Genomic DNA, 18,196 nt, shown 5'->3' on the forward strand with positions numbered 1-18,196 from the left:
CGGCCTTCCTCCGCGTGAAAGGAAGCCGAGGACATGAAACCTCACAAGCAACTCGCGGCCGTGATCGCCGCCCTCGCCGCCCTGTTCGGCGCGGCGTTCGTGGCGGGCTGCGCCCAGGACGACACGGCCGGTGACGGCCTGACCAAGGTGCGCTTCGCCCTGGACTGGACGCCCAACACCAACCACACCGGCCTCTACGTGGCCCAGAACAAGGGCTACTTCAAGGATGCCGGCCTGGACGTGGAGATCCTGCCGTTCAACGACAGCAACCCAGACGTGATCGTGGACTCCGGTCAGGCGGACTTCGGCGTGAGCTTCCAGGACGCGGCGACGATCTCCATGGCCGCCGGTGCCAACGTGCGCTCCGTCATGGCGGTGGAGCAGACCTGGGCCACCGCGGTGAGCGTGTTGGCGGAGCGGGATGACATCCAGAGTCCGAAGGACCTGGACGGTATGACGTACGGCGGCTTCGGCACGCCGGCGGACCAGGCCGTGATGTCGGGCGTGATCAAGGCCGCCGGCGGCAAGGGCGAGTTCGACAACGTCACCCTGAACACCAACGCGTACGAGGCGCTGTACTCCCGCGACGTGGACTTCACCGTGCCCTACCTGGCGTGGGAGGGCATAGAGGCCGAGGACCGCGGCGTGAAGCTGAAGCACTACAACTACACCGATTACGGCTTCCCGGATTGCTACCAGGTGATCATCCTTGGCAACAATGACTTCCTCGAGGCCCACCCGGAGGAGGCGAAGGCCTTTATCCAGGCGCTGCAGCGCGGCTACGAGGACGCGGTGGAGGACCCGGACGGCGCCGCCGAGATCCTGCAGCAGGAGAACGCGGACCTGCTCACCGACGTGGACTTTCTCAAGCGCTCCCAGCGCATCCTGAGTAAGGATTACATGCTGGACGCGGACGGCAAGTTCGGCCACCAGACGGAGCAGCAGTGGGCGGAGCTGGGCAAATTCCTCTACGACAACGGGCTGCTTGTCGACGCCTCCGATACCCCGCTTACCACCGAGCCCGACTGGTCCACCTACTTCACCGATGAGTACGTCGCCGACTAGCCCGGCTCGCCCTGCGCGCCTGGCCAACGCCTGGGTGCCCGTCGCCTTCGCGCTGGCCGCGCTGGCGGTGTGGGAGGCGGCCGTGCGCCTGACCGGGGTGCGCCCGCAGGTGCTGCCGGCGCCCACGCGGGTGGCCGCGGCCGGGTGGGAGCAGCGCCGCGTGATTGGCACCCACGCCCTGGCCACCCTCGAGGTGACGCTGGCGGGGTTCGCGCTCTCCCTGGTGTGCGCGTGGGTGATCGCCGTGGCGGTGGATTTCTCGCCCACGCTCAAGCGGGGCCTGATCCCGCTCCTGGTGGCCTCCCAGACGGTGCCGATCATCGCCATCGCGCCCCTGATGATCATCTGGTTCGGCTTCGGCATCCTGCCGAAGATGCTGGTGGTGGCGCTGGTGACCTTCTTCCCCGTGGCCATCGGCCTGATCGAGGGCTTCGACCGCACCGACCGGGACGCCTCGGCCCTGCTGCGCAGCATGGGCGCGAGCCGGTGGCGCGAGTTTACGCTCGTGCGCCTGCCGTCGGCGCTGCCGTCCTTCTTCACGTCCCTGCGCGTGGGCATCACCTACGCCGTGACGGGCGCGATCTTCGCCGAGTACGTCGGCGCCCGCCAGGGCCTGGGCATCTACATGAGCGTGCAGAAGAACGCGTTCCGCACCGACCTGGTGCTGGCGGCCGTGGTGGTCACGGCGCTGATGTCCATCGCGCTGTACCTGTCCACGTACCTGATTGAGCGCGCCGTGATTCCGTGGCACGTCAAGCAAAGGAGGGCGGGCCGTGCCTAGCACCCCAAGGCTGAGCCTCGACGCCGTCAGCCGCACCTTCGGCACCTTGGAGGTGCTCGACCGCGTCTCCTTCGACGTTGCCCCCGGCGAGTTCGTCTCCCTGGTCGGCCCCTCGGGCGCGGGCAAGTCGACCCTGTTCAACATCATCGCGGGCCTGGATTCCCCGTCCTCGGGGCGCGTGCTGTTTGACGGCTCCGACGCCCGCGGCCGCCGCGACCAGACCGCCTACATGCCCCAGAAGGACCTGCTGTTCCCGTGGCGCACCATCGAGGAGAACGCCGCCCTCGGCCTCGAGGTCCAGGGCATGCGCCGCGCCGATGCCCGCGCCCGGGTGCGCGAGTGGTTCCCCCGCTTCGGCCTGGAGGGTTTTGAAAAGGCCCTGCCCTTCGAGCTGTCCGGCGGCATGCGCCAGCGCGCCGCGCTGCTTCGCACGGTGGTGCAGGAGCGGAGCACGTTGCTTCTCGACGAACCCTTCGGAGCCCTCGACTCCCTCACCCGCCAGGAAATGCAGCAGTGGCTACAGGAGATGTGGGCCGGCAACGAGTGGACGGCGCTTTTGATCACCCACGACGTGCGCGAGGCCGTCATGCTCTCGGACCGCGTGGTGGTGCTGGGCCCGCGCCCCGCCTCCGTGCGCGAGATCGTGGAGGTGGACCTGCCGCGCCCCCGCGGGGTGGACCAGCTGGCCAGCCCCGCCTTCGGCGAGCTCGAGCGGCGCATCCTCGAGCTCCTGCACGTGCAGGGCTAGCGGGCCAAAGCCTGCTCGAGGAACTCGGCCACGTCGCGCACCCGCCGCCGCGACTCGGCCGGCGTGGCGATGCGGTGGGTGGAGTGGTACCGCGCGAGCCGGGCGCTGCCCGGGAGCTGCCAGCTGGTGGGCGCCTCCTCGTCGCGCGTGGCCACCTGCACGAGCGCAGGAACGCCGTCGAGCTCCGGCAGGGCGGTGGGGAAGGTGAGCACCACGGCATCCACCTGGGCGTCCTGCGGGCCAGTGAGGCCGGCCAGCGCCTCCGCGGCCGCGCCGAAGGCCCACACCGCCACGGCTTCCGCGCCCTGCGCGCGGGCGAAGGCCAGCGCCGCGGGGAGGGCGGCCGGTGCATCCAGGTCCAGAATGGTGGCGCCGGACAGTTCCGCGGCGCCGGCGACTTCGGGGCGCCAGGAGTGCTCGCGGGCGCTTGGGGGGCCGTCGAAAAGCGAAATGCCCCACGCCCCGCTCGGTGCGCTGGGCGTGAATACGGTGCCGAGCTCGTGCGCGGCGGCCCGCACGGCGCCGGGGAAGGCCACGCCCGGCATGGTGTGGTCCACCGCGGAGCCGAGCATGAGCATCGCGGCGTGCGTGATGCGGTCCGGCAACAGCGCGAGGAACTGCTCGGCGGATGCGTCGTAGGTGGCCTCGAGGTAGGAGACCAGCTGCTCCAACTGCAGCTCGTCGGGCAGCGTGCGCTCCACGCCGCCGACCTGGAACTCCTCGGCGTCCTGGCGGTTTTCCGGGTAGGAGTCGCTGGGCGAGCCCTGCTTCAGCGGCTCCGTCACCAGATCTTCACCCTCTCCTCCGGCGCGAGCCACATGGCCGAGCCCTCCTCAACGTCGAAGGCCTCGTAGAGCTCGTCCACGTTCGCGGCGATGATGTTGCAGCGGAACTCGTTGGGCGAGTGCGGATCTACCGCCAACAGCTGCGCCGCCATCTCCGGGCGCGCCTTGGAGCGCCACACGCGCGCCCACGCGAGGAAGAGGCGCTGGAAGCCGGTGAACTCGCCCTCTAGGTCCCCGAACGGCTGGGGCTTAACGTCCTGCAGATCGCGGTCCGCCAGGTAGAGCTTGTATGCCTCCACGGCGATACCCAGTCCGCCCAGGTCGCCGATGTTTTCGCCGAGGGTGAACTCGCCGTTCACGCCCCCTTGCCCCTCGTGAGCGGCCAGCACGGACGGCACGCGGCCCTGGAACTGGCCCACCAGCTTCGCGGTGAGCTCCTCGAAGCGCTCGCGGTCCTCGTCCGTCCACCAGGAGTTGAGGTTGCCCAGGCCGTCGTAGCGCGAGCCCTGGTCGTCGAATCCGTGGCCGATCTCGTGGCCGATCACCGCGCCGATGGCGCCGAAGTTCTCCGCCGCGTCCGCCTCCGGGTCGAAGAACGGCGGCTGCAGGATCGCGGCGGGGAAGGTGATGTCATTGACCACGGGGTTGTAGAAGGCGTTCACGGTCTGCGGGGTGGTCACCCACTCGCCGCGGTCCGTGGGCTGGCCGATCTTGCCCAGCTGGTAATCGTGCTCGAACGCCGCGCCGGCGCGCACGTTGTCCACCAGCTTGGCACCGGAGTCGCTGAACTCCAGGCCCGCGTAGCTGCGCCACCGGTCCGGGTAGCCGATCTTGGCGTTGAACTGCGCCAGCTTCTCCAGCGCGCGGTCCTTCGTCCCGGCGCTCATCCACTCGAGTTTGGTGATGCGCTCGCGGTACGCGCGGATCAGGTACGCAACCAGCTCGAGCATGTCGCTTTTCGACGCCGCCGGGAAGTGCTCCTCCACATAACCCCGCCCAATCTCCTCGCCCACCAGCGACTCGGCCAGGCCCACCCCGCGCTTCCAGCGGTCGCGCTGCTCCGTGGCGCCGGACAGGCGCGTGCCGTAGAACTCGAAGTTGGCCTTGCCAATCTCCTCGCTGAGCACGCCCGCGCGCGAGCGCAGGATGTTCCACGCCGCCCACAGCTGCCAGTCCGGCAGCGCCTCCGGGCGCAGCATGCCGGCGAGCGCCTCGGTGTAGGAGGGCATCATGTTGATCAGGCGGCCCTCCGGCACGCCGGAACCCTGCAGTAGGGTGCGGATGATCGGCGGCAGCTCCGCCAGCTCGGTGGGGTTGTAGGTGGCCACGGCGTCGCGCGCGCGGACCACGTCCCAGTGGCTGGCCGCCAGGTGCGTCTCCACTTCGAGGATGCGGGTGGCCGCCTGCTCCGGCGTGAGGCCGAAGAGGTACTTGGCGTCGAGGAAGCCGAGCATGCGCGCCACGTGCCGCTCGTAGGCCGCCAGGGTCTCGGCGTGCTGTGGTTCGCGGTAGTAGGCCTCGTCCGGCAGGCCCAGGCCGGATTGCACCAGGTACGCCACGGCGAGCTCGCCCTGCGAGTCCTTCTCCACCCAGTAGGTCAGCGGGCCGCCGATGCCGGCGCGCTCCAGCTCGCCGAAGTTGTGCACCAGCTCGTTGATGTTGGACACCGCAAGCTTCTCCAGGTCCGCGTCGAGGGGGCGCACCCCGGCCGCGTTCACCGCGTCGGTGTCCATGAAGGAGCGGAAGAGCGCGCCGCCGCGCCCGCCACCGGCTTCCAGCAGGGCGTGGACGTCCGCCTCGGACTTGTCGCGCAGCTGGTAGAAGGATCCGTCGATGCCGCGGTCGGCGGGGATGACGTGGTTTCGCACCCACTCGCCGTTGACTAGCTCAAATAGGTCGTGCATGACCCCACTGTAGCGGGGCGCGCGGGGTGAGCGCGCCGGGCTAGTGGGCCGGGCTGTGGGCCGGGCTGTGGGAGACGATCCAGTCCGCGGCCTGCTGCGGCGTGCCCAGGCCGTAATCCATGTGCGCGCTCATCCCGGTGACCAGGCTGGCCACGTCCGGTCCGAGCAGCTGGAACTGGTTGATGTACTCCGCCACCGGCACGCTGCCGGCGGCCAGGGTGGTTCGCAGCGCAGGGTCCACCAGGGCGCGCTGGTTGTCGCGCATGGAGCAGATGATGTCGTCCGCCCGGCAGATCTCCAGCACGCGACCGGACACCTGGCCGTAGCCGCCCTCGAGCTGGCCCAGCGCGCCGCGCGAATCCGGGGAGGTGCCGGGGCCGAGCACCGCGCCGTTACCGCCCTGGTACGGGTTGGCAATCAGCGCCACCGCGTCCAGGCGCTCCGGGCCGATGGGGCCGGCACCGTACGCGATGTCGCGCGTCAGGCGGGCCGCCACGTCAGCGCCGAGCGAGTAGCCGGTCAGGCTGAACGTGGCCCGCGGGCAGGCGTTGGCCAGCGTGGCCACGGTGCCGCGCGTGTGGTTGTACGCGTCCGCGGACACGGCGAAGTACGGGCGGGTGGCAAACGCCGCCGAGTTGTAGGACACCCACAGCGGCTGGATCCGCCCGCCGGTGGCCGCCTGCGTGCGCAGGCCCGTGGTGAACACCTGGCCGCCGTGCGGCAGGAACGTGGGCAGGCCCGCCACGGTGTTCGCCCCGCCCGGCACCGCGATGAGGTAGTTCGGCTTGCAGCCCTGCTCGCGCAGGAGCGCTCCCGCGTTCTCCGAGGACGTGATCGGCGCGACCGGCTGCGGGGCGACCGGCTGCTGGGCGTGCGCCGCCGGCGCGCAGAGGGCGGCCGCGGCGATCAGGGCGCCTGCGAGACGGGGCAACTTCATGGGGCGTACCTGCATCTGCTTACTCGTTCGGGTTGCGGATCTTCATGGGGCCGGGTGTCCACCAGCCCCAGCGCTGCACCGTCTCGTAGTCGATCTGCGCGGGCTCGGGGGCGGTACCAGTGGAGTCCGTCCGCAGCCCGTAGCGGGCCACGGAGCCCCAGTCGCGCTGCCAGTCATCTCGCAGGTAGCCGGGGACCTCGTAAGAGTAATTCACGGCCTCGGCCGTGGCCAGCGCGCCGCCGCCCAGGAAGTCCTGGAAGCCGGAGAGCTGCGCCTTGCCCGGGGCGTCCGGCATCACGCGGAACTGCGGGATCTCCGCCACGCCGGCGTAGTGGTTGAAGGTGCGCTGGCAGGGGTACTGCAGCGCCACCGACCAGTCCAGCAGGCCTGGGGTGTCGGCGTCGAACACCTCGGTCATCGCCTCCAGCTGCGGGTTGCGCAGCGGGGTGATGGCCAGCCAATCCTTCTCGGCCAGGGAGGTGTCCTTGCCCACCAGGCGCACCGCGTCCGCCTCCGCCGGCAGGTCCGCCAGCGGGTAGCGCAGGTTGCGCCATGACGGCGTCGGGCCCTGGTCGAGCATCTCCACTTCGCCGAGGGGGTCCACCGTGCCGTCGGCAAGCAGGGCCCCATACTCGAGCTTCAGCTCGGTTCCCTCCTGCTCCACGCCGTTGATGTCGTGGTGCGCGATGCGCCCGGCCACGCTGGTGACCAACAGCGGGGCGTTCTCGGACGACTCCGGCAACGCAAACCAGGAGGTCTCGATGCGGGCGGCCGTGGACGGGTCATCCTCGAACGTGCCGGCCACGGGCACGCGCGTGTAGTCCAGGTTGAACGGCAGGCGCACCGTGGAGCCGTTCACGCCCTTCATGCTGCGCGGGCGGTTGCCCTGCGTGTTCACGCTCGAGGTGGACTGCGCCTCGTCGCTCGTCTCCTCGTCCGCGGGCTGCTGCGCCTGCGCGTCGGTCTGCGCCGTCTGGATCACGTCGGTGGTGTTGCCGTTCTCGGAGGCGATGAAGGCCGGCACGCCGTCGGGCGTGAAGCCGACGTTCTCGCCGGAATCCAGGGAGCGGCCCAGCGGCACGCCGTCCAGCGGGGTGAGGAAGGAATCGTTCGTGTCCGTCTCCAGCAGCACGTCGCTGGCCAGGGCGCAGGAATCGCCCTTGAAGGTGCGCACATTGCCCATGCCCACCGAGTAGGCCGGCGCTTGCGCCGCGTACGCCTTGACAAAGGTGAGGCAGGAGAACGCCACCACCATGGCCGCGAGCACCGCCAGTGGTGCGGACATCACCCCGGCCCAGCGGCGCGTGTCCACCCGGTTCGCCGCGTCGAACTCCGCCTCCAGGCCCATGCTTTTGGCCTCGGCGCGCCGGGCGTTGTGGCGCAGGGACTGGAACACGCCGATGAGCAGCACCACCAGGGTCAGCGCCAGCATGATCGTGTTGGCCTCCACCGCCTTGTACTGCACGGTGCGGTCCCACCACGGCACACCGAAGGAGGACACGTACCACCAGGCGTTCCAGCCGGCCAGAGTGATGGCGAACAGGAACATCGCCGCCGCGATGGCGAAGGTGCGGTTGCGCGCGGACTGCAGCGCGATCTGGGACAGCACCACCGCGCCGAGCGCCGCCACCGCGCCGGCCAGGCCCGCGTAGATGCCAAAGTGGTGCGTCCACTTGGTGGGTGTGAACATGAGGAAGAAGGTGCTCAGGCCCACGATGAGCAGCATGCGCTGCACCGTGCCCCTCGTCGCACCCGGGATCTGCCCGTGCCGCGCCACGCCCCACAGGATGAGCGCGATGCTGAACGCGAACAGGTACATGGGGAAGCGCCGCTCCAGCGAGGCGTCCACCGTCTGCTGGAACAGGGTGGCGTAGCGCGTCCACTCGTCGTACCAGTGCAGGGCCGGGCCGACCTCGGCGCGCACCGCCGTGGCCTCCAGCACCGTGGCCAAGGTCTGGTCCTTGAACACCGGGACCATCACGGCCATGCCCGCGCCGAGGAACGGCGCGATGAAAGCCAGCTGCGGGGCACTCGCCTTCCTGCGCCCCATAGTGCGGAACACCGCCGGCAGGCTGACCAGGAACACCCCCACCGCGGCGAGGCCCGTCGGGCCGCACGCCAGGGTCAGGGCCGCGGTGATGGTGCCCAGCGCCGCCGGCAGCAGCCTGTCCGTGTCGATGGCGCGCTCGAACAGGGCCCACGTGAGGATGATGCCCAGCGCGATGATCGGCTCGGGGCGCAGGCCGTTGTTGTACGGCAGCCAGAACGCCAGGAAGGTCAGCCCGGCCGTCCAGAACGCCACGCGCCGCCCCGCCACGGCGCCGCCCAGGCGGGGCAGAATCTCGCGGGAGAGGATCCACCAGATGAGGATGCCCGAGACCAAGGTGGGCAGGCGCATCCACATAGAGGCGGTGGACACCCTGGCCAGGCCCGCCAGCAGGTCGTAGAACGGGGAGCCGAAGGGGGCCTCCGGCACGCCGTACCAGCGGTAGTAGTTGGCCATGTAGTCCGAGGCGTTGGCCACGCGCGCCATGGTGAGCAGGTACCCGTCGTCCGACGTGTTTGCGCCGAAGACGTGCCAGAAGCCCAGTACGGCCACCACCAGGCCATCCAGTGGCTTCAGCCGGCGCCACTGCGGGCCAAAGACCGGCAGGCGGCGCCCGTCGAGGCGGTCGAGGCGCGCGAGTGCCACGAGCGAAACCAGCGCGGAGGCGAGGCCGCCCAGCATGGCGGCCAACTTCAGGGCGCTCGGCGAGGAGGTGAAGCGGGAGTTGATGTCTACGTTGGCGTTCAAGCCGGCGTCGATAAGCAACTGCCCCGCGGACGGATCCAACTCGGTGTAGATGCCGGTGAACTGCGCCCGGTAGTCATCCTCCTCCACCTCGCGGATGGAGGTGCCCGTGATCTCCACGGTGGTTTCCTCGTCCGTCTGGTGCACGCGCAGCAGCGCGTCCTTGGGCAGCGCCTTGACCTCGCTCGGCTGCAGGTCAAGCACGACCTCGTTCAACGCGGAGACCACCAGGCCGCCGTTGGGGGACGTGACGAACAGCCCGCGGTCAAAGGCCTCCTGCGAGGAAGTGGGCAGCGTGCCCACGATGAGGGTCTGCCCATCGCGCAGCTTATCGACGGCACCCACCGGGACCTCCAGATCCACCTCCTGCGGCGCCACCGAAATCAGCGGCGCGTTCACCGCGGTCAGCGAGGAGTCCTGCGGCCAGCTCAGCGAGGATTGAACCTGGTTGACCGGCAGCAGCGGTGTAAGAACCAGGAGCACGAACGCCAGCAGGCCGCTGAAGATGGCGGTGCCGGTGAGGGACCGCGGCGCCCGCTGCGGGCGGGGATCCCGCTCGGGCGGCGTGGGCTGGCTCGGTGCGGTGGCGCTATACACAGTTGTCACGGTGAGTCACTCTACTTTCCCGTCCCACACGGTCCGTTACTTACGCACGACCACGACAAACGGGCCGATCTGCTCCATGTCCCAGTCGGCCTCGCCGAAGGCCTCCGAGTTGAAGAAGAGGCCCTCGTAGCGGACGTTCGGCTGGCTGGGGAAGATGTCGTGCGCCACGTGCGTCTTCAGCTCTGTGCCGGTTTCGATGTCGCCGCGGAAGATGAAGGCCTCGGGCGCGCGCCACGGCGAGGCGTCGATCGCCTGCGTGAGCGCTTCCGGGTCCGAGTGGGAGAGCTCGGCCCAGGAGACCAGCTCCTCGTTGCGGCGGTCGAACTCGCCCAGCGGGTTGGCGTAGTGGCTGGTAAACGCGTTGAAGCCGTAGTAGGGGTTGAACGCCATGAAGTTGATCTCGTCGGTGTAGATCACGGCCTCGTTCGGGCGGCGGCCGTGCTCCTCCAGGAAAGCAACCACGTCGGCGTAGTAGCGCGCCGCGTCCGCCGGGAAGCGGTCCGCTCGCTCGCCGTAGCCGTCTGTGTCCGCGTAGGCCTGGTCAATGTACTCCTGGTTCTCCTCCGGGATCTGCTGCGCGTACGCCAGGGTGCCCGCGCATACCAGCACGCCCGCCACCACCGTGGCGGTGGACTTCGCCCGCGCGCTCCACCGCTCCGGGTAGAGACGCTGGCCGCCTTCCTCGACCGCCGCCGCGATGCCCAGCACGCCCGCGGTGGCGAAGATGAGCATCAGCAGCACCTCGATGCGGAAACCCAGCAAGGAGGTGCCCAGCAGCGCGAACGCCATGGAGAGCACCACCCAGAAGTAGCAGACCAGCGCGGTCACACCGAGGCTCAGCGCCGTTGTGGAGCGTGACCGCACCAGCAGGTAGACCAGGCCGATCAGGCTCAGCAGGCCGACAATGGAGAGCTCGAAGAAGGGCAGGGGGATGTAGGTGCCCTCCTCCGGCAGGAAGTGGTTCGCGGTGGAGTGGGCGTCGAACTCGCCCGAGAGCAGCTTGCGCAGGTACGGGCCCCACGAGATGAGCGCGATGGCGATGGAGCCGAAGCCGATCACCAGCAGGTGCTTGATGGTGTCCCACCAGCGCCGCTCGGTGAGGCACACGATCAGCGCCAACACCACCACGGTGAGCGCGCCGACCGCGGTGTAGAGCGTGTAGAAGGTGGCGGACAGGCCCAGGTACACCATCACCGCGATGGTGGCCGGCCACGAGCCGGCCAGGGCGCGCCGGGCACCCACTGCGGCGGCTGGGAGGAACATGCCCACCACGGCGGCGTAGGGCTCCACCGCCACCTCGGCGAGCACCACCGAGGTGGTGATCAGGGCGATGCCCGCGGCCGCCGGCAGCGAGCCAGTGAGCCGGTGCCAGATCGGTGTGAGCATGGACGCGGCCGCCGCCAGGGAGACCAGCGCCCAGGGCTGGTAGACCTCCCAGCCCGGCATTCCCAGCACGTTGGCCAGCCGCCCGCCCAGCCAGAACCAGCCCAGCGGGTAGAAGGACGGTAGGTCCACGTAGTTCATGTCCCCGTGCGTGACCGACTCCGCCATCCGCGACAGGAATTGGGTGCGGAAGCCCTGGTCCACCTGAATGCCGTCCAGGTAAAGGCGCGTGGCCGCGAGCGGCACGCCGATCAGGCTCAGCACCAGCATCGCCGGCGCGAGGCTGAGCACCGCCTCCCACAGCAGGTTCCGGCGCCCGCGCCACCACATCCAGCCCGCCAGTCCGGCGAGGATGAGCGCCGCGAACGCCGCCCCGACCGCCAACGCCCTGGTGACGTAGGAGGTGTTGAACGCCGCCAGCGAGATGCTGTGCAGCACGAACCAGCTGGCCAGGGTCAGCAGCGCACCCACCGCGCCGTACGCGAGGACCCGGATCCAGGTGCCGCTTACCAACGGCACACCGTGAGCGTCATTTCCAGGAGCCTCCGCGCGGGCCTCGCGCGTGCGGACGGGTGTGGTTGTCATGCGTCCTAGTCTCGCACACCGCCTGCGCGTCCTCCCCAGGGCGGCGCGGCGGGGCGGGTTGGTGGGCGCAGGTGAAAAAGTTCACGGTCCCTGGGGGAAACCGTGAACTTTGTTACGCGCTCAGTTTTGCGACCTGGGGAAATGGTGCCGCGAAGCGGTTGTTCCGTAAGAAAGTTCACGGGCCGGTGAACTTTCTTACATTGGCGGTGTCGGGGCGGCGCCGGCTAGAAGCTCAGCTTCCGCATGATGGGAGCCGGGATGAGCTGCAGCGCCACCGACACGGGCCAGAAGAGCTTGTGCACGAACACGAAGCGCTCGCCCTTGAGCGCGGCGTCCACGGCGGCCTCGGCCACGTCTTCCTTGTTCACGGTGAGCGGCGCCTCCTTCATACCGGCCGTCATCTTGGTGCGCACCTGGCCGGGGCGCACCACGGTGACCTTGACGCCGTCCTTGCGCAGAGCCTCGCCGAGCTGGAGGTAGAAGCCGTCCATGCCCGCCTTGGCGGAGCCGTAGACGAAGTTGGAGCGGCGCACCTTGGTGCCGGCCACCGAGCTCATGGCGATGATGGTGCCGTGGCCCTGTTTCCGCATGGCCTGGCCGAGCAGCACGCCGACGGACACGGGGGCGGTGTAGTTGGTCTGGGCGGACGCGACGGCCTTGGCCTGGTTCTGCCACAGCTCTTCCTGGTCGCCCAGGGTGCCGAAGGCCACCACGGCCACGTCCACGTCCTGCTCGGCGAAGGCGGCGTCGATGACCGCGGGGTGGGAGTCGAAATCGAGGGCGTCGAAGTTGACTAGGCGGATCTGGGAGGCGCCGGCGCCGCGCAGCGTCTCTGCCGCGGCGTCGATGCGCGGGGAGTTCTCGCGGGCGGCGAGCGTGACCACGGGGTTACCGCCGCGGGAAGTCAGCTCCTGGGCGATGGCAAGGCCGATCTCGGACGTGCCGCCGAGAACCAGGATGTGCTGAGCTTGGCCTACTGCATTAAGCATTTCAAGTTCCTTTCTGGGCTAGTTCAGCTCGAGGCGGCGGGACATGTCGGAGGCGAACACGCCTGTGGGGTCCACGGCGCGGCGGGTTTCCAGCCAGCCGGCCATGCCCGGGTACATGGCGTGGAACTTCTCGGCGGAGGTGCGGGACTCCTTGGCCAGGTAGAGGCGGCCGCCGAACTCCATCACCTGGTCATCCAGGCGGTCCAGGAACTCGCCCAGGCCGTCGCGGATGGGGAAGTCCACGCACACGTTCCAGCCCTTCATCGGGTAGGACAGCGGCGCGCGGTTTCCCTCGCCGAAGAGCTTGAACACGTTGAGGGCGGTGTAGTGCCCGGAGGCCTGGATCTCGTAAATGATGTCCTTGAACGGCTCGACCGCGTCGGTGGGCACCACGAACTGGTACTGCAGGAAGCCGGCGGAACCGTAGCCGCGGTTCCACTCGCCGATGAGGTCCAGCGGCTGGTAGAACTGCGTCAGGTTCTTGATGTCGTTCTTGCTGGGGGAGCCCATGAGGTAGTAGGCCTCGCCGATGGCCATCAGCGAGAGCTTGTTCATGGTCCAGGACGGGAAGACGTCCGGCACCGTCATCAGCTGCGGGGCCTTGAACTTCAGCGGGTCCTTGGCCAGCTTCGGCGCGTACTCCTTCAGCTGGTCAAGGGTGGCCAGGGAGCCGCGCGAGATGGTGGAGCGGCCCGTCTTAGGGGGCGCGGAGATGGCGTCGAACCACGCGGAGGAGTAGGTGTAGCCCTCCTCCTGGCCGTGGGAGTGCTCCTCGATCGTCTCGTCGAGGGTGCTGGTGCGCACCGTGTCGGAAATAAAGTAGGCCGTCTCCGTGAACGTCATCTGGATGCGGGCGCGCAGGATGATGCCGGTCAGGCCCATGCCGCCCACGGTGGCCCAGAACAGGGTCCCGTCTGGGTCGTCGGCGGAGCCTTGGGGCTCGAGGTGGGAAACGGTGCCGTCGGCAAGCAAAAGCTCCATCGACAGGACATGGTCGCCGAACGAGCCTGCGGAGTGGTGGTTCTTGCCGTGGATGTCGGGGCCGATCGCGCCGCCGATGGTGACCTGGCGGGTGCCCGGCAGGACGGGGACCCACAGGCCGTAGGGCAGCGCGGCCTTCATCAGCTGGTCCAGGGTCACGCCCGCGTCAACGTCGACGATGCCGGAATCCGGGTCGATGGAGTGGATGCGGTTTAGCGGCGTCATGTCGATCACGAGGCCGCCGCCGTTCTGGGCCGGGTCGCCGTAGGAGCGACCCATGCCGCGGGCGATGACGCCGCGGCGGGCGTGCTCCGGCAGCTCCGAGTTCTCGTCCGCGACCCGGGCGACGGCCGCCTTGATCACGTCCACGTCCGGGGTGGAGAGGACGTGCGCCGTGCTCTTCGCGGTGCGCCCCCACCCGTGGAGGGATTTCAGTTCGGTGTGGAGTTCCATGGCTCCCAAGCGTACCGGCGCGCCGGCCTGTGGCCTGGAGCCAAAAGTGTGACTTTTAGCGCTACAGCGGCTGGGCGCTACAGCTCCATCAGCGCGCGGATTTCCTCTGGCAGCTCCGCCTGCGAGGTGATGGTGGGCCGGCCGGCCTCCTGGTGCTCGCGAAGCAGCTGCGCCACCCGGGCGCGGGAGGCGGAGTCCAGCATGGGCAGCTCCTGGGACATCAGCTGCTGCATGAAGTGGTCGAGAGGGGCCGGCTGGTCGGCGCGGTGAGGCTGGTCGGCGTGCATGCGCTCAACCCTAGCCGGTGGGCCCCGCCCGCCCAGGCCGGGTACCATCGGCCGGCATGACCACGCAAAACGCAGGGCAAAACGCAGGGCAAAACGCAGGGACCATCCAAGACGCCGTCGACGAGGCGCGTATCGACTACAACGCGCTGGACAACACGCTCGGCGGCCAGCTGGTGCAGGCGGGGTTCATCTTCGCCATCCTCGCGGCCCGCTCTGCACCGGCGCGGCTGGCGCTGGGCGCGGCGAACCTGGCGGCGGTGGCGGTGTGCAACGCCTTTGACGAGGACCCGCGCAATGACCTGACGGCCGTGGTGGAGGCGGAGCAGGGCGAGCAGGAGTCGCTGGCCGTGTCGTGGGGTGTGCTCGGCGGCCTGGCGGCGGGGGCGGTGACGGCCGGGGCTGCCGCGTCGCGGGCGGTGTCGGGGGTGGCTGATTGGCTGGGTGAACGGGGCGTGCCCAAGCCGAATGCCCTCCTCGGGCTCGTCGGCGCGGCCGCCTACGTGGCGGCGAAGCAACGCGCCGCGTAGCTATATTGGGCCCCATGTCCAGCACCATTTACCGCGCGGAGCACCTCGCCCCCGTGATCAGCCTCGACGCGGCGCGCGCCGGGAGGCGGGGCGGCGAGGCCGCGGGCGACACGCTGATGGTGCGCTGCTCCGTCGTGTCCGACGACGCGGTGTACCGCTGGGTGGGCATCCACGAGGGCACCACCATCGCCGAGTGCTGCGGCACGGTGGCCACGGTCTTCGGTATCGACGGCCAGGTGGGGGCCGAGGCCGATCCGGAGCTTGTGCTTAGCGACGTCCTCTCAGCCGCCGGCGCCACCACCAGCTTCCGGTGGGGCTTGTGGCGCATCGAGATGCAGCTGGCGGACGTGTACCCGCGCGACGAGTCCACCCCGCCGTCCGTGTGCGTGGCGGGGTCTGGCGAGTTCGGCGAGCGGCCCTTCGACATCGCCGCCGTCAACGCCCGGCTGCTGGGCGCCGAGCGCGCGAAGCAGCTCGAGCTGCTGCTGCGCGGGGACGTGCGCGACGTGGTCGGCCGCGCTGCCTCCCATGACTTTCTGCCGTTGATCCAGGCGCTGGGGGTGGAGCGCGGGGTTGAGCGCGGTGCAGGGGATACCGCGGGCGAGGGCGTCCGCGCGCGGCTCGCCGACCTCCCGCTGGAGCGCGACCCGCGCAGCCGCGACGCGTTTTGGGCCTGCGTGCTCGCGGACGCCTGCTTCGCCGACGACCCCACCACCCGCCGCCTCACCGAATCCATCATGCGGTCTTTGGGCTGGGGCGACCTGGACGCCGAAGAGATCCGCTCCCTGTGCGCCGCCTCCCTGGTGGAACTGGCCGTGCTGGCGGCGGACCTGCCGCTGGCGCGTCGCCTGGATCTCTACCGCGACCTGCTGCGCGGGTAGACTCACCCGGCGTGAGTTCGACAGCACACGGTTCCGCCCTGAAGAAACAGCTGGTGCCCTTCATCATCATCGGCATCGGCTGCGCCGTCCTCGACTTCGGCGTCACCTACGCATTGACCAAGCTCACACCGCTGGGGCGCATCCCCGCCAAGGCCGTCGGCTGGTGCGTGGGCACGCTCGCGGCCTACCTGCTCAACTCCCGCTTCGCGTTCCGCGCCGAGGTCAACGCGAAGAAGGCCGGCGCGGTGTTCATCCTCTACGCCTCCACGCTGGCGGCACAGCTTTTGATTTATGACTGGGCGGCGCGCCCCCTCGAGGCCCTCGGCTTCCACGAATTCTGGCGGGACCTGGTCTCCTTCGTCATCGCCCAGGGCGTGGCCACGGTGACCAACTTCGTGCTCCAGAGGCATGTGATTTTCCGCCGGGAGACGAAGATGATTGCGTCGGCTGAGCCGACCGTCGTCAAGCAAAAGCCCCCTATGGGCGACGGAAATCCTCCCGTGCCCCCATCCGCAGTAAGCGCAACCAGCGAGTAAAGGCGGCCGGGTCGCGCTGCTCAACCAGGAAGAACCAGCCGAACCGCACCACCTCCTGCAGCTTCATCTTGCGCATGCCGCGCTGGTTGATGATGTAGCCGCGGTTGCGGTAGGTGAAGTAGCGCTTGGTGGGGTTGTCCGGCCACTGCGCATGCGCCCGGCCGCCCATGATCGGGTGGAACTCCGCGCTGCCGTCCGGGTGCAGGTAAGTGGCGTTCAGCGCCGTGCCGTACTTAAGGGAGCTTTGTGCTAATCGACGGTGGTACTCAACCTCATCCCCCCGAATAAACAGCCGGTAATCCGGCACGCCGATGATCTCCATCGCCTCGGCGCTGATCAGCGCGCCGTTGAACAGCGAGGCGTAGCGCGGCAGGAAATCGCCCTCAAGCTCCGCCGTGGTGCGCTTCCACGTCAGGCCCTGGCGCAGCGGGAAGGCGAGCTTGGCCGGGTCATCGATGTTGGCCACCACCGGGCTGACCTCGTGGAGGCGGTGGGCCTCCGCGGCCGCGTAGAGGGTTTCCAGGGTGTCGTGGGCGGCGGGGCGGCCGTCATCGTCCGCGCACCAGATCGCGTCCGCGCCCAGTGCGAGGGCGTGCAGGAACCCGTACGCGAAACCGCCCGCGCCGCCCAGGTTCGTGCGGCTGGGCAGGTACACGGCCCTTTCCCCGGCCAGCTGGGTGAGGAGGTCGCGTACCTCGGGCTGCGCGCCGTTGTCCACCACAATCACCCAATCCACCGGGTGCGTCTGGTGCACAACCTGCTCCAGCGAGTGTTTCAGCAGCTCGACGCGCTTGTGCGTGACAATCACGGCGGCCGTTGTCCCCGTGCGGTGCAGTGTGGCAGTCATGGTGAACATTGTGTCATGGTGCGCTACCGGGCCGCCGGATGGAACCTGCGTGGCTCCGGCGCAGTCTAAGTGGGCATGGTGAATCTTTTCGACGGCATGCGCGTAGAGCTCGCGGAGCTGATTCTGCACCACTCCCAGAGGCGCGTCGGGGTGTCGTACACGCAGATAAGCGCGCGCCACTACCTGGCTGCGGAGGAGTGCCGCGAGGAATGGGTGGTGGCCCACGACGCCAAGCAGCATCCCCGCGGCGTGGCCTACCCCGCACCCGCCGCTGCCCGGGCCGCAGCGCACGCCGCCGAGCATCCGGGCTGCGTGGTGAGCGGGTTCGGCGCGCTTGCGCTGTACGGTCTCGGCTACTTCGTGGACGGCGCCGACACCACGCTGTTGCACGCGAACGCCGTCAACAGCCACGGTGACAGCACCACGCCCAGCCTGCGGCGCCGTTCCCGCGCCCCGCTGCAGGTGTGGCAGCTCGAGCACCGGGGCTGCACCTTCAACGCCGCTGCCCCACCAGCCGCCCTGGTGCAAGCACTCCAGGACATCAGAAGCGGCGCCCACCGGTGGAAGGCGGTGGACGTTCCCGGCCTCTCGCCAGAGCAAGTGATGGCGGTGCAGCTGGTGGATTGCGCTCGCCGGTTCCTCGGGCTGACGCCGGAGCAGATCCTGGATGCCGCCCGCGGCAAACTGAATCGGCGCTGGCTTGAATCGGTGCTGGTAAACAGCAGTTGTCGCGCGGATTCGCCCAAGGAAACTGAGATGCGGCTTTTGCTCCAGCAACTGGCCCGCGAGTTCGGGTGCTCCGTGTGCGAGCAGGTGGATATGGTTGAGAACGGCAGACTGATCACCGTTTTTGATCTGGCAATCCCGGAGCGGCGGGTCGCGGTCATGTACGACGGCGAGCACCACTGGGGGTACGAGCAGCGGCAGAAGGATGCGTTCATCAACCTGAAGGCGGCGGCACACGGGTGGACGCTGGTGCGGTGCTCCTCCGGCACCATGGTTGAGGGGTTGGCGCTGGTGCGGGAGCTGCTGAGCAAGAAAGTTCACGGCTCGCCGGCCACGGAGTGAACTTTCTTACCGCCCTCCCCGCGCGACCTGGGGAAATGAACA

Annotated in this window: 16 protein-coding genes; 7 read left to right on the top strand and 9 right to left on the bottom strand. The window is 69.2% G+C overall.

Features of this window, described 5'->3' with window-relative positions:
- Positions 1 to 33 precede the first annotated feature (33 nt).
- Genes BN4252_RS07575 through BN4252_RS07585 form a run of 3 tightly spaced genes read left to right on the top strand, consistent with a single transcriptional unit; the run spans position 34 to position 2,594 of the window.
- Positions 34 to 1,065 carry an ABC transporter substrate-binding protein gene (locus BN4252_RS07575; RefSeq protein ID WP_066528475.1) on the top strand — a complete coding sequence of 344 codons (1,032 nt, stop codon included), beginning with the start codon at positions 34 to 36 and terminating at the stop codon, positions 1,063 to 1,065.
- Complete coding sequence (locus BN4252_RS07580) at positions 1,046 to 1,846, top strand: ABC transporter permease (RefSeq protein WP_066528478.1); 801 nt, start codon at positions 1,046 to 1,048, stop codon at positions 1,844 to 1,846. Before BN4252_RS07575 ends, BN4252_RS07580 begins: the two co-directional genes overlap by 20 nt.
- A complete protein-coding gene (locus BN4252_RS07585) occupies positions 1,839 to 2,594 on the top strand; it encodes an ABC transporter ATP-binding protein (protein ID WP_066528484.1) in 756 nt (251 codons plus the stop codon). The genes BN4252_RS07580 and BN4252_RS07585 overlap by 8 nt, the downstream gene beginning before the upstream one ends.
- Here the strand turns inward: BN4252_RS07585 and BN4252_RS07590 are convergent.
- The 8 genes from BN4252_RS07590 to BN4252_RS07625 form a co-directional block, all read right to left on the bottom strand.
- Positions 2,591 to 3,379 carry a hypothetical protein gene (locus BN4252_RS07590; protein ID WP_066528486.1) on the bottom strand — a complete coding sequence of 263 codons (789 nt, stop codon included), beginning with the start codon at positions 3,377 to 3,379 and terminating at the stop codon, positions 2,591 to 2,593. The genes BN4252_RS07585 and BN4252_RS07590 overlap by 4 nt on opposite strands.
- Positions 3,376 to 5,283: a M13 family metallopeptidase gene (locus tag BN4252_RS07595; protein WP_066528497.1), complete on the bottom strand. Its 1,908-nt coding sequence runs from the start codon at positions 5,281 to 5,283 to the stop codon at positions 3,376 to 3,378. Before BN4252_RS07595 ends, BN4252_RS07590 begins: the two co-directional genes overlap by 4 nt.
- Before the next feature lie 40 nt (positions 5,284 to 5,323).
- Positions 5,324 to 6,220 (bottom strand): cutinase family protein, encoded by an 897-nt coding sequence (locus BN4252_RS07600; RefSeq protein WP_143341190.1) that lies wholly within the window; start codon positions 6,218 to 6,220, stop codon positions 5,324 to 5,326.
- 19 nt (positions 6,221 to 6,239) lie between these two features.
- Positions 6,240 to 9,608, bottom strand: coding sequence for an arabinosyltransferase domain-containing protein (locus BN4252_RS07605; protein WP_066528511.1), 3,369 nt, complete (start codon positions 9,606 to 9,608; stop codon positions 6,240 to 6,242).
- A 45-nt stretch (positions 9,609 to 9,653) separates the two neighbouring features.
- Positions 9,654 to 11,585 (bottom strand): galactan 5-O-arabinofuranosyltransferase, encoded by a 1,932-nt coding sequence (locus BN4252_RS07610; RefSeq protein WP_078056832.1) that lies wholly within the window; start codon positions 11,583 to 11,585, stop codon positions 9,654 to 9,656.
- 224 nt (positions 11,586 to 11,809) lie between these two features.
- On the bottom strand, positions 11,810 to 12,574 hold the full coding sequence (locus tag BN4252_RS07615) for a decaprenylphospho-beta-D-erythro-pentofuranosid-2-ulose 2-reductase (RefSeq protein ID WP_066528514.1): 765 nt from the start codon (positions 12,572 to 12,574) through the stop codon (positions 11,810 to 11,812).
- A gap of 18 nt (positions 12,575 to 12,592) precedes the next feature.
- On the bottom strand, positions 12,593 to 14,008 hold the full coding sequence (locus BN4252_RS07620) for an FAD-binding oxidoreductase (protein ID WP_066528520.1): 1,416 nt from the start codon (positions 14,006 to 14,008) through the stop codon (positions 12,593 to 12,595).
- 77 nt (positions 14,009 to 14,085) lie between these two features.
- Positions 14,086 to 14,295, bottom strand: coding sequence for a hypothetical protein (locus tag BN4252_RS07625; protein ID WP_066528524.1), 210 nt, complete (start codon positions 14,293 to 14,295; stop codon positions 14,086 to 14,088).
- Positions 14,296 to 14,351: 56 nt separating this feature from the next.
- Here BN4252_RS07625 and BN4252_RS11110 point away from each other — a divergent pair, with 56 nt between their 5' ends.
- From BN4252_RS11110 to BN4252_RS07635, 3 genes are read left to right on the top strand one after another with little or no spacing between them, the layout of a single operon-like run.
- Positions 14,352 to 14,822, top strand: a complete 471-nt coding sequence (locus BN4252_RS11110) for a hypothetical protein (RefSeq protein ID WP_066528528.1) — start codon at positions 14,352 to 14,354, stop codon at positions 14,820 to 14,822.
- Between the two features lie 14 nt (positions 14,823 to 14,836).
- Entirely contained in the window at positions 14,837 to 15,703 is an 867-nt protein-coding gene (locus BN4252_RS07630) for a hypothetical protein (protein ID WP_066528533.1), read from the top strand.
- An 11-nt stretch (positions 15,704 to 15,714) separates the two neighbouring features.
- Entirely contained in the window at positions 15,715 to 16,239 is a 525-nt protein-coding gene (locus BN4252_RS07635) for a GtrA family protein (protein WP_066528541.1), read from the top strand.
- Here the strand turns inward: BN4252_RS07635 and glfT1 are convergent.
- Complete coding sequence (gene glfT1, locus BN4252_RS07640) at positions 16,181 to 17,086, bottom strand: galactofuranosyltransferase GlfT1 (RefSeq protein WP_066529328.1); 906 nt, start codon at positions 17,084 to 17,086, stop codon at positions 16,181 to 16,183. The two genes, BN4252_RS07635 and glfT1, sit on opposite strands and share 59 nt — an antisense overlap.
- Before the next feature lie 75 nt (positions 17,087 to 17,161).
- Here glfT1 and BN4252_RS07645 point away from each other — a divergent pair, with 75 nt between their 5' ends.
- Positions 17,162 to 18,154 carry a hypothetical protein gene (locus BN4252_RS07645; protein WP_066528543.1) on the top strand — a complete coding sequence of 331 codons (993 nt, stop codon included), beginning with the start codon at positions 17,162 to 17,164 and terminating at the stop codon, positions 18,152 to 18,154.
- Positions 18,155 to 18,196 lie beyond the last annotated feature (42 nt).

The organism is Corynebacterium bouchesdurhonense, assembly GCF_900078305.2.
GTDB lineage: Bacteria > Actinomycetota > Actinomycetes > Mycobacteriales > Mycobacteriaceae > Corynebacterium > Corynebacterium bouchesdurhonense.

What these genes read in the sequence shown, in the direction of transcription:
- BN4252_RS07645 (WP_066528543.1), top strand. Translation starts at nt 17,162, where the DNA reads ATGGTGAATCTTTTCGACGGCATGCGCGTAGAGCTCGCGGAGCTGATT.
- BN4252_RS07610 (WP_078056832.1), bottom strand. Translation starts at nt 11,585, where the DNA reads ATGACAACCACACCCGTCCGCACGCGCGAGGCCCGCGCGGAGGCTCCT.
- BN4252_RS07620 (WP_066528520.1), bottom strand. Translation starts at nt 14,008, where the DNA reads ATGGAACTCCACACCGAACTGAAATCCCTCCACGGGTGGGGGCGCACC.
- BN4252_RS07575 (WP_066528475.1), top strand. Translation starts at nt 34, where the DNA reads ATGAAACCTCACAAGCAACTCGCGGCCGTGATCGCCGCCCTCGCCGCC.
- BN4252_RS07615 (WP_066528514.1), bottom strand. Translation starts at nt 12,574, where the DNA reads ATGCTTAATGCAGTAGGCCAAGCTCAGCACATCCTGGTTCTCGGCGGC.
- BN4252_RS07595 (WP_066528497.1), bottom strand. Translation starts at nt 5,283, where the DNA reads ATGCACGACCTATTTGAGCTAGTCAACGGCGAGTGGGTGCGAAACCAC.
- glfT1 (WP_066529328.1), bottom strand. Translation starts at nt 17,086, where the DNA reads ATGACTGCCACACTGCACCGCACGGGGACAACGGCCGCCGTGATTGTC.
- BN4252_RS07600 (WP_143341190.1), bottom strand. Translation starts at nt 6,220, where the DNA reads ATGAAGTTGCCCCGTCTCGCAGGCGCCCTGATCGCCGCGGCCGCCCTC.
- BN4252_RS07625 (WP_066528524.1), bottom strand. Translation starts at nt 14,295, where the DNA reads ATGCACGCCGACCAGCCTCACCGCGCCGACCAGCCGGCCCCTCTCGAC.
- BN4252_RS11110 (WP_066528528.1), top strand. Translation starts at nt 14,352, where the DNA reads ATGACCACGCAAAACGCAGGGCAAAACGCAGGGCAAAACGCAGGGACC.
- BN4252_RS07630 (WP_066528533.1), top strand. Translation starts at nt 14,837, where the DNA reads ATGTCCAGCACCATTTACCGCGCGGAGCACCTCGCCCCCGTGATCAGC.
- BN4252_RS07580 (WP_066528478.1), top strand. Translation starts at nt 1,046, where the DNA reads ATGAGTACGTCGCCGACTAGCCCGGCTCGCCCTGCGCGCCTGGCCAAC.